The organism is Microbacterium sp. (assembly GCF_051860965.1).
Lineage (GTDB): Bacteria > Actinomycetota > Actinomycetes > Actinomycetales > Microbacteriaceae > Microbacterium.
The window spans coordinates 30,214-44,114 of sequence record NZ_JBIMKU010000007.1; the positions used below are offsets into that span (position 1 = coordinate 30,214).

The 13,901-nt window shown below is 70.3% G+C and carries 13 protein-coding genes; 9 read left to right on the forward strand and 4 right to left on the reverse strand.

The genetic code is table 11. The features are described from left to right. Positions 1-1,416, reverse strand: coding sequence for a dihydrolipoyl dehydrogenase family protein (locus tag ACTIFV_RS13970; protein ID WP_439593401.1), 1,416 nt, complete (start codon positions 1,414-1,416; stop codon positions 1-3). A gap of 143 nt (positions 1,417-1,559) precedes the next feature. Here ACTIFV_RS13970 and ACTIFV_RS13975 point away from each other — a divergent pair, with 143 nt between their 5' ends. The 5 genes from ACTIFV_RS13975 to ACTIFV_RS13995 are packed head-to-tail and all read left to right on the forward strand — an operon-like array spanning position 1,560 to position 5,082. Further along, on the forward strand, positions 1,560-2,384 hold the full coding sequence (locus ACTIFV_RS13975) for an ABC transporter ATP-binding protein (protein WP_439593402.1): 825 nt from the start codon (positions 1,560-1,562) through the stop codon (positions 2,382-2,384). Between the two features lie 13 nt (positions 2,385-2,397). Continuing rightward, positions 2,398-3,069 (forward strand): ABC transporter permease, encoded by a 672-nt coding sequence (locus ACTIFV_RS13980; RefSeq protein ID WP_439593403.1) that lies wholly within the window; start codon positions 2,398-2,400, stop codon positions 3,067-3,069. Further along, complete coding sequence (locus ACTIFV_RS13985; RefSeq protein WP_439593404.1) at positions 3,066-3,794, forward strand: ABC transporter permease; 729 nt, start codon at positions 3,066-3,068, stop codon at positions 3,792-3,794. Before ACTIFV_RS13980 ends, ACTIFV_RS13985 begins: the two co-directional genes overlap by 4 nt. 37 nt (positions 3,795-3,831) lie before the next feature. Further along, a complete protein-coding gene (locus tag ACTIFV_RS13990) occupies positions 3,832-4,746 on the forward strand; it encodes an ABC transporter substrate-binding protein (RefSeq protein ID WP_439593405.1) in 915 nt (304 codons plus the stop codon). 33 nt (positions 4,747-4,779) lie between these two features. Further along, positions 4,780-5,082 (forward strand): DUF427 domain-containing protein, encoded by a 303-nt coding sequence (locus ACTIFV_RS13995; protein ID WP_439593406.1) that lies wholly within the window; start codon positions 4,780-4,782, stop codon positions 5,080-5,082. Positions 5,083-5,239: 157 nt separating this feature from the next. Here the strand turns inward: ACTIFV_RS13995 and fdhD are convergent, their stop codons facing one another. Both fdhD and moaA read right to left on the reverse strand, forming a co-directional pair. Continuing rightward, a complete protein-coding gene (fdhD, locus tag ACTIFV_RS14000; protein ID WP_439593407.1) occupies positions 5,240-6,091 on the reverse strand; it encodes a formate dehydrogenase accessory sulfurtransferase FdhD in 852 nt (283 codons plus the stop codon). Position 6,092: 1 nt separating this feature from the next. Next, the gene (gene moaA, locus ACTIFV_RS14005; protein ID WP_439593408.1) at positions 6,093-7,154 is read right to left on the reverse strand and encodes a GTP 3',8-cyclase MoaA; all 1,062 of its coding nucleotides are present in this window, start codon (positions 7,152-7,154) and stop codon (positions 6,093-6,095) included. Positions 7,155-7,370: 216 nt separating this feature from the next. Here moaA and ACTIFV_RS14010 point away from each other — a divergent pair, with 216 nt between their 5' ends. The 4 genes from ACTIFV_RS14010 (at position 7,371) to cydC (ending at position 13,301) form a co-directional block, all read left to right on the forward strand. Further along, positions 7,371-8,816: a cytochrome ubiquinol oxidase subunit I gene (locus ACTIFV_RS14010; RefSeq protein ID WP_439593409.1), complete on the forward strand. Its 1,446-nt coding sequence runs from the start codon at positions 7,371-7,373 to the stop codon at positions 8,814-8,816. 10 nt (positions 8,817-8,826) lie between these two features. Beyond that, positions 8,827-9,864 carry a cytochrome d ubiquinol oxidase subunit II gene (gene cydB / locus ACTIFV_RS14015; RefSeq protein ID WP_439593410.1) on the forward strand — a complete coding sequence of 346 codons (1,038 nt, stop codon included), beginning with the start codon at positions 8,827-8,829 and terminating at the stop codon, positions 9,862-9,864. A 69-nt stretch (positions 9,865-9,933) separates the two neighbouring features. Beyond that, positions 9,934-11,613 carry a thiol reductant ABC exporter subunit CydD gene (gene cydD / locus ACTIFV_RS14020; protein ID WP_439593411.1) on the forward strand — a complete coding sequence of 560 codons (1,680 nt, stop codon included), beginning with the start codon at positions 9,934-9,936 and terminating at the stop codon, positions 11,611-11,613. A 32-nt stretch (positions 11,614-11,645) separates the two neighbouring features. Continuing rightward, positions 11,646-13,301, forward strand: a complete 1,656-nt coding sequence (gene cydC, locus ACTIFV_RS14025; protein ID WP_439593614.1) for a thiol reductant ABC exporter subunit CydC — start codon at positions 11,646-11,648, stop codon at positions 13,299-13,301. Here cydC and ACTIFV_RS14030 read toward each other — a convergent pair. Further along, positions 13,298-13,894, reverse strand: coding sequence for a GNAT family N-acetyltransferase (locus ACTIFV_RS14030; RefSeq protein ID WP_439593412.1), 597 nt, complete (start codon positions 13,892-13,894; stop codon positions 13,298-13,300). The genes cydC and ACTIFV_RS14030 overlap by 4 nt on opposite strands. Positions 13,895-13,901 lie beyond the last annotated feature (7 nt).

Sequence of the window (13,901 nt, forward strand, 5' to 3'; positions counted from 1 at the left end):
TCAGCGGCCGTAGGACTCGAGCCAGCGCAGCCAGACCTCGCTCACCGTGGGGTACGACGGCACGGCGTGCCAGAGGCGCTCGATCGGCACCTCGCCCACGATCGCGATCGTCGCCGACTGCAGCAGCTCCGCGATGTCCGGACCCACGAAGGTCGCTCCGATGAGCACGCCGCGCTCTTCGTCGACGATCGCCCGCGCGCGGCCGGTGTAGTGGTCGGCGTGCGTGCTGGCGCCCGCGACCCACGAGAGGTCGTAGTCGAGGACCCGGATGCCGATGCCGGCCTTCCGGGCGGATGCCTCGGTGTATCCGACCGCAGCGACCTCGGGGTCGGTGAAGACGACCTGCGGCACCGCGTGGTGATCGGCCGTCGCGACATGACGGCCCCACGGGGCATCCTCCACCTCGCCACCGGAGGCGCGCGCCGCGATGACGTCGCCCGCGGCGCGAGCCTGGTACTTGCCCTGGTGCGTCAGGAGCGCCCGGTGGTTGACGTCGCCGACGGCGTAGAGCCAGTCGGATCCCGTCACGCGCATCGTGTCGTCGACATCGAGCCACGACCCGGGCGCGAGGCCCACGGCATCGAGCCCGATGTCGTCGGTGCGGGGAGCGCGACCCGTCGCGACGAGGATCTCGGCCGCGCGGACCTCCGAGCCGTCCGAGAGGGTCACGACGACTCCCTCGCCGTCACGGGAGACCGCGTCGATCCCCGCCCCGGAGCGGATCGTGACACCGGCTTCGCGCAGAGCGTCGCCGACGAGCTCCCCCGCGAACGGCTCGAGCGTCGTGAGCAGACCCGAGCGGGCGACCACGGTGACGTCGGTGCCGAAGGATGCGAACGCCGTCGCCATCTCGACGCCCACGACGCCGCCGCCGAGGATCACGAGCGATGCGGGCACGATCTCGACGCTCGTGGCTTCGCGGCTCGTCCAGGGCGAAGCCTCGGCGAGTCCCGGGATGGCGGGGATCGCAGCATCCGTCCCCGTGCAGACGGCCACGGCGTGACGTGCCGTCAGCACGACCGTCGATCCGTCGGGTGCCTCGACCGTCACTTCGCGCTCCCCGCTCAGCCGCGCGTGCCCGCGCACGAGCTCGATGTTCGCCTTGTTCAGCCACGTCACCTGGGACTCGTCGCTCCACTCGTGCACGATGTCGTCGCGCCGCTGCAGCGTCGCCGCGACGTCGAGTCCGCCCGTCACCGCCTCGCGGGCCCCTGCGATGTCGCGCGCGGCGCGCAGGGCGGCTCCCCCGCGCAGCAGCGCTTTGGACGGCATGCACGCCCAATACGAGCACTCGCCGCCGACGAGCTCGCTCTCGACGATGACTGCGGTGAGGCCGCCCTGCACGGCGCGGTCCGCGACGTTCTCGCCGACGGGCCCCGCTCCGATGACGACGAGGTCGTACTCGCGTGTGGTCATGGCGCCTACGCTACGCCCGCCCGCGATCCGGAGGCCGGACGACACCGAAATGCCATAGATGACGCTATGGGTCAAGGGTCAGCCCGTTTCCGACCCGGTGTCCGCCACCTGTGGTTGGCTGGAATCCCGCCCGAGAGGACAGCATGGCGATCGAGTTCCGCGGTGTGACCAAGCGCTTCCCCGACGGCACCGTCGCGGTCGACGACTTCGATCTGGTCATCCCCGCCCACAAGACGACGGTCTTCGTCGGTTCGTCCGGCTGCGGCAAGACGACGCTGCTGCGCATGATCAACCGGCTCGTCGAGCCGACGGGCGGCGAGATCTCGATCGACGGCGAGCCGATCTCGCAGAAGGACCCCGTTCAGTTGCGGCGCGGTATCGGCTACGTCCTGCAGAACGCCGGGCTCCTGCCCCATTTCTCGGTCGTCGACAACATCGCGACGGTCCCGGTGCTGAAAGGGGTTCCGAAGAAGCAGGCGCGGGAGCGCGCCCTCGAGCTGATGGATGTCGTGGGCCTCGATCGCGCGTTCGCGAACCGCTACCCGAGCCAGCTGTCCGGCGGCCAGCAGCAGCGTGTCGGCGTCGCGCGCGGGCTCGCCGTCGACCCCAACATCCTCCTGATGGACGAGCCCTTCGGCGCCGTCGACCCCATCGTGCGCAAGGAGCTGCAGGCCGAGACGATCCGCCTGCAGCGCGACCTCGACAAGACCATCGTCTTCGTCACGCACGACATCGACGAGGCGTTCCTGCTCGGCGACCAGGTGGTGATCCTCGAGAAGGGCGCGCACATCGCCCAGATCGGCACCCCCGACGAGATCATCGAGAACCCCGCGAGCGATTTCGTCGCGAGCTTCATCGGCGCCGACCGCGGCGCACGCGCCCTGCGCGAGAAGAAGACCGCGCGCGGCACCGTGCTCGTCGACGCCGACGGTCGCACGCAGGGCGTGCTGGTGAAGGGCCCTCAGTGAAGCGGACGACACAGTGAACTGGGTCGTCAACAACTTCGACCTGATCCTGCAGCTCTCGGTGCAGCACCTGCGCCAGAGCGCGATCGCCATCGTGCTCGGGTTCGTCATCGCGCTGCCCATCGGGTGGGTCGCGTTCCGCTACACGCCGTTCCGGGGCCCGGTGCTGACCACGATCGGCCTCCTGTACACCGTGCCGTCGTTCGCGCTGTTCGCGATCCTCTCGCTCTTCGGCGTTCCCTATCTGTCCGAGATCAACCTCGTGATCGCGCTGACGATCTACGCCGTCGCGATCATGACGCGCTCCGTCACCGACGGACTCGCGTCGGTCGATCCCGTCACCCGCAGCGCGGCGATCGCCGTGGGCTTCGGTCCGTGGCGGCGGTTCTGGACGGTCGACTTCCCCTTGGCCGGGCCCGTCATCCTGGCGGGGCTGCGGGTGACCGCCGTCTCGACGATCTCGCTCGCGACCGTCGGCGCGCTGATCGGCGTGCAGAACCTCGGCTACCTGTTCACGAACGGCGCGCAGCGGCACATCGTCGGCGAGATCCTCGCCGGCGTCGTCGCCGTCGTGGTCATCGCCCTCCTCATCGATCTGGTGCTGCTGCTGATCGGCCGCGCGCTCATGCCGTGGACGCGGCGCACTCCGGGCCGGACGGCCTTCTCGAGCAAGGCGGCCGTCGCATGAACCTGCTCCTCGAGGCGTTCGCCTGGATCTTCTCTCCCGACCGGCTGACCGGATCGGTGCCTCTGCCGACCGCGATCGCCCAGCACCTCGCGTTCACGTTCGGGTCGGTGCTCATCGCCGCCCTCATCGCGATCCCGTGGGGGTGGGCGATCGGCCACACCGGCCGCGGACGCGAGGTCGCCGTCTTCCTGTCGGGTGCCGCGCGCGCCCTCCCCGCGCTCGGCGTCGTGGCGCTCCTGCTCGAACTCATCCCGGTCTCGTACAAGACCTTCGCCGCCGTCGTCGCGTTCGTGCTCCTCGCGATCCCCTCGATCCTCGCGGGCGCGTACTCGGGCTTCGAGGCGATCGACCGGACGGTGATCGGCGCAGGTCGCGCCGTCGGCATGACCGAGTGGCAGATCCTCTTCAAGATCGAGGTCCCCCTCGGGCTCTCGCTCCTCATCAACGGCCTGCGGTCCGCGACGCTGCAGGTGGTGGCCACCGTCACGATCGCCGCGTACTTCGGACTCGGCGGCCTCGGCTTCTACATCATGCAGGGCCTCGCGAACCGCGACTTCGTGCAGATCCTCGGCGCCTCGATCATCATCATCGCGCTCGCCCTCATCCTCGACGGCCTGTTCGCGCTGCTCGCGCGCTATGCCGTGCCCCGCACCGAGGCGCGGCGGCCCCGACGTCCGGCTCCGGCGCCGATCAGCACCAACGTCGGCTACGCACCGTCCCTCTGACTTCCCCCTACCCCCTTCACAACACCCGGAGGATCACATGAAAATCACACGCACCCGTCTGTCCGTCCTGCTCGCCGGCACCGCTGTCGCGGCGCTCGCCCTCGCGGGCTGCGCCTCGGGCGGCGATCCGCTCGACGGCGGCAGCGAGAGCGGCGGCTCGGGCGACTCCGAGACGATCGTCATCGGCTCGCAGACGTACTACTCGAACGAGATCATCGCCGAGATCTACGCACAGGCCCTCGAGGGCGCCGGCTTCACGGTCGAGCGCAAGTTCAACAGCGGACAGCGGGATGCCTACATCCCGTCGCTCGAAGACGGCTCGATCGACCTGATCCCCGAGTACACCGGCAACCTGCTGCAGTTCTTCGACCCGTCCGCGACGGCGACGACGGCCGACGAGGTGTACGCACAGCTGCAGGAGGCCGTGCCCGAGGGCCTCACGGTGCTCGACCAGTCGTCGGCGACCGACCAGGACTCGTACAACGTCACGGCGGCGTTCGCCGAGGAGAACAGCCTCGTGACGATCGGCGACCTCGCCGGCATCACGCCGCTCGTGCTCGGCGGAGCGCCCGAGCTCGAGACGCGTCCGTACGGTCCCGAGGGCCTCAAGGAGGTCTACGGCGTCGATGTGACGTTCAACCCCACCGCCGACACGACGGTGGCCGAGCTCGTGGCCGGCAACATCCAGGTCGCGAACGTCTACAGCGCCGACCCCGCGATCGGCATCAACGACCTCGTGACGCTCGAGGACCCGGACGGACTGCTCCTGGCATCCAACGTCGTCCCGCTCGTGAACGCCGACATCGCCGACGAGATCGCCGACGTCATCAACGCCGTCAACGCTGCGCTGACCCCCGAGGGTCTCGTCGCGCTGAACGTCGAATCGACCGTCGACGAGCGCTCGTCGGCCGATATCGCGGCAGACTGGCTGAAGGACAACGGGCTCGACTGAGCACGCTCCCGAGAGCAGAACGGAGAAGGATCAATGAAGGCAGTCGCGAACGGCACGGTCATCGCCGAGGCCGACAAGGACGACCTGATCTCGATCGAGGGCAACTGGTACTTCCCGCCCGCGAGCGTGAAGTGGAGCGAGCTCGAAGAGAGCGCGACGCCCTACACGTGCCCGTGGAAGGGCGAGGCCCAGTACTACTCCGTGAAGACCGCTGACGGCGTTCTCGAGGATCGCGCGTGGTCGTACCCGACTCCGTATCCGACCGCGTTCGATCGCGTCGGCAAGGACTTCTCGGGCTACGTCGCATTCTGGAAAGAGGTCGACGTCACGGAGTGATCCGTGACGAGCGAACGGGGTCCGGCGTCGCGCCGGGCCCCGTTTCGCATGCGTCGCGGAGTCCGCGAGCGGCTGCGACCCGTCGCCCCGGATCCTCGCGGCCCCGCGTTCGAGCATGCACGCGTCGATCCGCGGCACGACAGGAGGGTCCGCGCGGTTACACCCGGGTCGTGATGCGGTCGGGGCGGCTGTAGACGTTCATCGTCGTGCCGCGCAGGAAGCCGACGAGCGTGAGTCCGGACGCCGCGGCCAGCTCGACCGCAAGCGACGACGGCGCCGACACCGCGGCGAGGATCGGGATGCCCGCCATGACCGCCTTCTGGACGAGCTCGAAGCTCGCGCGCCCGGAGACCTGGAGGACCGTGCCCGTCAGCGGCAGGCGATCCTCGAGGACGGCCCAGCCGACGACCTTGTCGACCGCATTGTGGCGCCCCACGTCCTCGCGCAGCACGAGCAGTTCGCCGGTCGTCGCATCGAACAGGCCCGCGGCGTGCAGCCCGCCGGTCTTGTCGAACACCGCCTGCCGCGCACGCAGCTCGCCGGGGAATCCCGTGAGGGCGAGCGCCGAGACCTCGACGGGATCGGATGCGACGTCGTGATGCGAGACGGTCTCGACGGCATCGATCGACGCTTTGCCGCATACGCCGCATGAGCTCGTCGCGTAGAAGTTGCGGTTCGGCACGGGCGCGGCGACACCGGGCGCGAGCGCGACATCGAGCACGTTGTACGTGTTCTGGGCTCCGGCGCCGGAAGTGCCCGGCCCGCCGCAGTGGATCGCGGAGCGGAACTCGCCGCCGTGCGCGACGACGCCCTCCGAGACGAGGAAGCCCGCGGCCAGCTCCACATCGTGACCGGGCGTGCGCATCGTGACGGCGAGAGGAGTCCCGGCGACGCGGATCTCGAGCGGCTCCTCGACGGCGAGCGCGTCGGGGCGGCGGGTCGCGGCATCCACTCCGTCCTCGCCCACGGTGATGCGCGTGACCGGGCGCCGCGCCGTGAGGCGGCCCACCTCAGCCGCCGATCGCGTTCATGCCGCGTGCGGGCTGGAGGAAGGACGGGTCGTTGATCGCGTGTCCGGGCAGCTTGCCGTGAACGCAGGAGCGCAGCATGGCATCGACGTCGCCGTCGTCCCCGCCGCCGCGCAGGACCGGGACGAGGTCGTACTCGGTGGTCGAGAAGAGGCAGTTGCGCAGCTGCCCGTCTGCGGTGAGCCGCAGGCGGTCGCAGTCGCCGCAGAACGGAGCCGTGACCGAGGCGATGACCCCGACCGTGTGCGTGCCGCCGTCGAGCGTCCAGCGCTCGGCGGGTGCGCCGCCGCGTCCCGGTACGGGCGTGAGGGTCCACCGTTCGCCGAGCCGGGCGAGGATCTCATCGCGCGTGACCATGCGGGCGCGATCCCACGTGTGGCCCGCGTCGAGCGGCATCTGCTCGATGAAGCGCAGCTGTGCGCCGTGACCGATCGCGAACTCCACGAGGTCGACGAGTTCATCGTCGTTGACGTCGCGCATCGCGACGGCGTTGAGCTTGAGGGGCTGCAGGCCGGATGCCGCGGCCGCCGCGATCCCGTCGAGCACATCGTCCAGGCGATCACGGCGGGTCAGGTCGCGGAACCGGTCGCGGTCGAGGGTGTCGATCGAGATGTTGAGGCGGGCGAGGCCCGCGGCCTCGAGGTCGGGAAGGACCTCGCGCAGACGGATGCCGTTCGTCGTCATCGCGATCTGCACAGGCCCGCCGTCCGCTGTGCGGATCCGCGCCAGGCGCCGCACGATGTCGACGATGTCGGCGCGCAGCAGCGGCTCGCCCCCCGTGAGGCGGAAGGTCGAGATGCCGGCGGACGCGGCGACCCGGGCGATCCTGACGATCTCGTCGGTGGAGAGGATGCTCGTGCGCGCGAGCCACTCGTTGCCCTGCTCGGGCATGCAGTACGTGCAGCGCAGCGAGCAGCGGTCGGTGAGCGAGATGCGCAGGTCGCGGTGCACGCGGCCGTGGGTGTCGACGAGCGGGTCGCCGGGGGCACCGGATGCGTCGACCCGCGGCATCCGGGTCCCGATCGTGACCGGCACCGCCGTCACGAGGTCATCCCGTCCATACGCCGAGCGTAATCGCGATGCGGGATGCCGGGACCGAACTGCGCCCTATTCACGGCATGAGCCTTCCTCACCCGGGCGATCCGGTTGTACCGTGTCGGGCAGATGCGGCACGAGAGATGCGTGTGGTCTGACCACATGCTACGGTGTGGTCAGACCACATGAGCACCGCCCCTGACGGTTGAGCGATCGGAGACCTCCGTGGACTGGCTGGATCCCCTTCTCCTGGCGCGATGGCAGTTCGGCCTGACGACGCTGTATCACTTCCTCTTCGTGCCCCTGACGCTCGGCATGGCGCTCACCGTCGCGATCTTCCAGACGGCGTGGGTGCGCACGGGCGCGCTCAAGTGGCTGCACCTCACCCGCTTCTTCGGCAAGATCTTCCTGATCAACTTCGCCATGGGCGTCGTGACGGGCATCGTCCAGGAGTTCCAGTTCGGGATGAACTGGTCGTCCTACTCGAGGTTCGTCGGCGACGTCTTCGGTGCGCCACTCGCCTTCGAGGGCCTCATGGCGTTCTTCTTCGAAGCGACCTTCATCGGACTGTGGATCTTCGGGTGGGACAAGCTCCCCCGGGGGCTGCACCTCGCCAGCATCTGGATCGCGACGGCCGGCGCGTGGTTCTCGGCGTACTTCATCCTCGCGGCGAACGCGTTCATGCAGAATCCGGTCGGCTACCAGATGTCGGCCGACGGCGGACGAGCCGAGATGAACGACTTCTTCGCCGTGCTCACGAATCCGGTGGCACTCGCTGCCCTGCCGCACACGCTGTTCGCGGCGTTCATGATGACGGCCGGTGTGATCATCTCGATCTCGGCCTGGCATCTGCTGCGGGGGCAGAACGTCGAGATGATGCGCTCTTCGCTGAAGTACGGCCTGTGGGGCATGATCATCGCCTTCGCGGGCGTCGCGCTCTCGGGCGACCAGTTGAGCCTCGTCATGGTCTCGACGCAGCCCATGAAGATGGCGGCGGCCGAGGCGATGTTCGACAGTGCGTGCGGAGCGGATGCCTCGTTCTCGATCTTCACCCTGGGCACGCCCGACGGCACGAGCGAGCTGTTCTCGATCCGGGTGCCCTATCTCCTGGCGCTGCTGTCGACCCACTCGTTCGACGGTTGCGTCGAGGGGATCAACGATCTCAACGCGATGTACACCACCGAGATGTTCCCGCAGTTCGCCGACCAGGTCGGCGGCAGCTTCGCCCCCGTGCTGTGGGTCACGTACTGGTCGTTCCGCTGGATGATCGGTCTCGGCGGGGTGGCCGCGCTGACGGCGGTCGTCGGTCTCTGGCTCACGCGCAAGAAGGCCAAGCGCGAGGTCCCGGCGTGGGCGTGGAGGCTCGCCATCTGGGCGTGGCCGGCATCCCTCTTCGCCATCCTCGTCGGATGGGTCTTCACCGAGATGGGACGCCAGCCGTGGATCGTCTTCGGACTGATGCTCACGGAGGACGGGGTCTCGCCGAGCGTGCCCGGCTGGACCGTGCTGATCTCGCTCATCGCGTTCACGGCCATCTACGCCGCCCTCGCGGTCGTCGAGGTGGGCCTGATCATGAAGACCGCGAAGAAGGGCCCCCAGCCGCTTCCCGGACCCGACGACCCCCCACCGGCGGAGCTGTCGATCGAAGACACCCCGACGACGGTCTACTGAGGAGCCCGCCATGGATCTCGCATACCTCTGGTTCTTCATCGTCGGCGTGCTGTTCGTCGGCTACTTCGTACTGGACGGCTTCGACTTCGGTGTCGGCATGTCGCTCCCGTTCCTCGGCAAGGACGACATCTCGCGGCGCCAGATCATCAACACGATCGGCCCCGTCTGGGACCTCAATGAGACGTGGGTCATCGTCGCCGGCGCGTGCCTGTTCGCCGCCTTCCCCGAGTGGTACGCGACGCTGTTCAGCGGCTTCTACCTCGCGCTGCTGCTCATCCTGCTCGCACTCATCCTGCGCGGCGTCTCGTTCGAGTACCGCCATCAGCGCGACAGCGTGCGGTGGCGTCGCAACTTCGACCGCATGATCGTGATCGGCTCCGCCGTGCCGGCCCTCCTGTGGGGCGTCGCCGTGGGCAACATCGTGCAGGGCGTGCCGCTCGACGTCGATCACGAGTTCACGGGATCGTTCCTCACGCTCCTGAACCCGTACGGCCTGTGGGTCGGCGCCACGACACTGCTGCTGTTCTGGCTGCACGGCGTCTACTTCATCGCGCTCAAGACCGACGGTCAGGTGCAAGCGGACGCCCACCGTCTCGCGAAACGCCTCGCCATCCCCGCGATCGTCTTCGCTGCCGGATGCGTCGTGTGGACCATCGGCATCGCGGCGGGGCGCGACGCTCCCCTGCTCTGGGCCGTCATCGCCTGCGGCCTCGTCGCGGCGGTCTCGCTCGTCTCCTCGGCGGTCGCCAATGCGCGTGCGCGCGACGGCTGGGCGTTCACGGCCGGCGCGATCACGATCGTGTTCGCCGTGCTGACGCTCTGGCTCGCGCTGTTCCCCTACGTCATGCCGTCGACGGTCGATCCTGCGACGAACAGCCTCACGATCGAGAACGCCTCGAGCACCGACTACACCCTCACGATCATGTCGTGGGCGGCGCTCGTCTTCCTCCCGCTCGTACTCGCGTATCAGGGCTGGACGTACTGGGTGTTCCGCAAGCGCGTCTCGCGCAGCCGCATCGAGAAGGCGGCCGAGACCGTCGCGCACTGACCGCCCCCGCCCGGTGAGCGAGCGAACCGAGACCGAGCGGCACGTACGGATCGATAGGGTCGAAGAGCCATGACTGAGACCGCCGCGGCTCCCCCGCGCACGAGCGGACGGCCCGTCGATCCCCGGCTGCTCACGTACGCCCGCGCATCGCGAGGGTTCTTCGTCGCGATCGGCGCCATCGCCGTGCTCCACACGGCCGTCATCATCGCGTTCGCGTGGCTGCTCACCCGCGCGATCGTGGGAGCGATCGACGGGATGCCGTGGCCCGAGCTCTCACAGACCCTCGTGGCCCTCGCCGTCGTCGTCGCGGTACGTGCGGTCCTGCTCTGGGCGCGCGACGCCGTCGCCGCACGCGCGGCCGTGCGGGTGCAGACGCAGCTGCGCGTCGCTCTCCTCCGCGCCGTCGGCGAGCTCGGACCGGATTGGCTCGCGGCCCGCCATTCCGCGCAGCTGGCCGTCACGGCGGGTCGCGGGCTCGATGCGCTCGAGGCCTACTTCGGCCGCTATCTGCCGCAGCTCGTGCAGACCGTCGTCGCGACCCCGCTCATCATCGCGGTCATGTGGTGGCAGGACTGGATCTCCGGTCTCACGGTCGTCCTCACCCTGCCGCTCATCCCCGTCTTCATGGTGCTCATCGGGCTCGCGACGCGCGCCGTGCAGCAGAAGCAGTGGAAGACCCTGCAGCACCTCGCGGCGCGCTTCGCCGACACCGTGCAGGGTCTCTCGACGCTCAAGGTGTTCGGCCGCCAGCATCGGGCCGCGGCATCAATCGAACTCGTCACGCAGGACTACCGGCGCGAGACGATGAAGGTCCTGCGGATCTCGTTCCTCTCCGGGTTCGCGCTGGAGTTCCTCGCGAGCATCTCGGTCGCGATCATCGCGGTGTCGATCGGGTTCCGCCTCATCGACGGCTCGCTCGCTCTCGCCGTCGGGCTCTTCGTGCTTCTGCTCGCGCCCGAGGCGTATCTCCCGCTGCGCCAGGTCGGCGTGCAGTTCCACGCGGCGTCCGAGGGGGTCGCGGCGACGGACGACGTCTTCGATGCGCTGGATGCCGCGCGCTCCGCGTCTCGGCGTGTCGGGCGCGTGACCGAGGCGAACGGGATCGTGCGCGGCGACCGCACGCTCGAGCTGCGCGACCTGCGGGTGCGGCGCGGGGACCGCATCCTGCCACCCGTGACCCTCACCGCGCCGCCCGGCACCGTCACGCTCCTCGAGGGGCCGAGCGGTTCGGGCAAATCGAGCGTCTTCGCCGCGCTGCGCGGTGTCGCGCCTTTCGACGGCAGCGCGGAGCTCGGCGGAGGCAGGGTGCGCGATCTCGCCGCGGCGGACTGGCTCGCGTGGGCCGGCCAGGAGCCCGGTCTCGTCGCCGGGACGATCTCGTCGAACGTGACGCTCGGCGACGCGACGCCCGATCCCGCGCTCGTCGAGCGGGCTCTCGCTCTCGCATGCGTCACCGACCTCTCGCCCGACCTGGAGCTCGGCGTGCAGGGCGCGGGCGTCTCGGGCGGGCAGGCGCAGCGCATCGCCGTCGCGCGTGCCTTCTACCGCCGACTGCGCGGGCGCGCGGAGTTCGTCGCGCTCGACGAGCCGAGTGCCGCGCTCGACTCCGAGACGGAGGCGCGACTGTGGCAGGGCGTCCGCGCCCTCGCCGACGACGGCGCCGGCGTGCTGCTGATCTCGCACCGCGCGAGCGCCCGCGCGATCGCCGACGCCATCGTGCGGATCGAGCCGAGCGAGGTGGTCGCGTGAGGCTCGAGCGCGCGCAGCGAGCGGGCGGAGGGATGGATGCCGCGACCGCGGCCGTGCTGCACGGGGCGCTTCCTCCGGCGAAGCGCCTGTGGCCGGCGCTCGCTGCGGGATTCGCTTCGGAGGCCTCCGCGGTCGCCCTGCTCGCGACGAGCGCGTGGCTGATCGTGCGGGCGAGCGAGATGCCCCCCGTGCTGTACCTCTCGTTCGCCGTCGTCGGGGTGCGCTTCTTCGCACTCTCGCGGGCGGTGTTCCGCTATCTCGAGCGGCTCGCCGGTCACGACGCGGCGCTGCGCCAGCTCGCGACCACCCGTGCGACGCTCGTGCGTCGGCTCGTGCCGCTCGCGCCGGATGGACTCGCGCGGACCCGCCGCGGCTCGGTGCTCGGCGCCCTCGTCGACGATGTGGACGAGCTGCAGAACCTGCCCCTGCGCGTCGTGCAGCCGCTCGTGTCCTCAGCCGCGGTCGCCGTCGCGGCGGTGGTGTTCCTCGCTTTCGTGTGGTGGCCGGCATCCCTCACCCTCCTCGCCTGCCTGATCATCGCGGGCGTCGTGGCGACGGGGTGGGGCTGGATCGCGGGCGGCCGCGCGGAGCGCGCGATCGCTCCCCTGCGTGGCCGCCTCGCCGACGCCGTGCTCGATCACCTCGGCAGCCTCGACGTGCTCCTCGCCTACGGAGCCGAGCACGAGAGCCTCGCACGCATCGAGCGTGCGGACGCCGACCTGCACCGCGCGATCGTGCGACGCGCCTACGCGCAGGCCGCGACCGCCGCCATCGTGTCGCTCCTCGCCGGCGCGGCCTCGATCGCCGCCGTGCTGGTGTCGGCGCCGGCCGACCTCGCGGGCCCGACCCTCGCGATCGTCGTGCTCGTGCCGATGGCCGTGTTCGAGGTGTTCGCGTCTGTCCCGCTCGCGGCATCGGCGTGGCGTCAGGTGCGCTCGTCGGCTGCCCGAATCGCGGCATCCGTCCCCGCCGGACTTCCCGACGGACTCGTGCACGAGACGATCGCCGCCACCGGCGACGGACCCGCCCTGGGTGACGGCCTGCGGCTATCCGGTGCCTCCGTGCGCTGGCCGGGCGCCGCCGCACCGGCGCTGCGCGACATCGACCTGCACGTCGCGCCCGGCGAGCGTCTGCTCGTGGTCGGTTCGAGCGGCGCGGGGAAGTCGACGCTCGCCCACGCCCTCGTGCGGTTCCTCGAGATCGACGGCGACTATTCGATCGGCTCCGCGTCGGCGCACGATCTCGCCGGCGACGACGTGCGGCGCACGATCGGCCTGTGCGAGCAGCGGCCGATGCTCTTCGACGAGGACATCCGCCAGAACCTGCTCTTCGCGCGAGACGACGCGACCGACGCCGACCTGGAGGGCGCGCTCGAGCGCGTGGGCCTCGGCCCCTGGCTGCGCGAACGCGGAGGTCTCGGCGCACGCGTCGGCGAGCGCGGCGCCCTCGTCTCGGGCGGCCAGGCGCAGCGCATCGCCCTGGCCCGCGCGCTGCTGCGCGGATTCCCCGTGCTCGTGCTCGACGAGCCGACGGCGGGCGTGGACCCCGAGGCGTCCGACGCTCTGCTCACCGACCTGCTGTCGGCGACGTCGCCCGATCAGGCGGTGGTGCTCATCTCGCACGTCGCGGTGCCCGACGGGCTCATCGACCGCACCGTGCGGATCGAAGAAGGGCGCATCGTCGCCTAGAGCCGCATTCCGAAGGCCTGCACGCCGGGGTGGGACTCCAGCGGACGGAAGCCGACGCGGGGATAGAAGGCGAGCGCTCCCTCGTTCTCTGAGGCCGCCGCGAGATGCAGCCCGGTGACGCCCCTCGCGCGCAGCGCCGCCACGAGCGTCTCGATGAGCCGACGACCCCAGCCTTCTCCCTGGAGCTCCGGCAGCAGGTCGATGTGCAGGTGCGCGGGATACTCGTCGCCATACGGCTCCGCTCCTCCGCGCCGACCATAGGCGTAGATGAGCGTGCCGTCCTGCCGCGAACGCTCCGCCGCGGGCAGCGGCCACGCGGCGCCGCGCTCCGGCCACCACTCGTCGTGGAACCAGTCCTCGAACGCGTGCGTGTCGGGCGCGCCGACGATGTACCCCGCCACGCGACCGTCGTCGGTCTCGACGACGAACGCGAGATCCGGGTGGCGCGCGACATACGGCAGGACGAAGATCTCCGCCCAGACGCGATCGTCGTCGAAGACCCCCGTCGCATCGTGCCCGGCATCCGCCGTCTTCAGGCAGATGTCGGCGAGCGCCGGCTCGTCGCCGGGGCGGAAGGGTCGGATGCGGGCCACCGGCCGA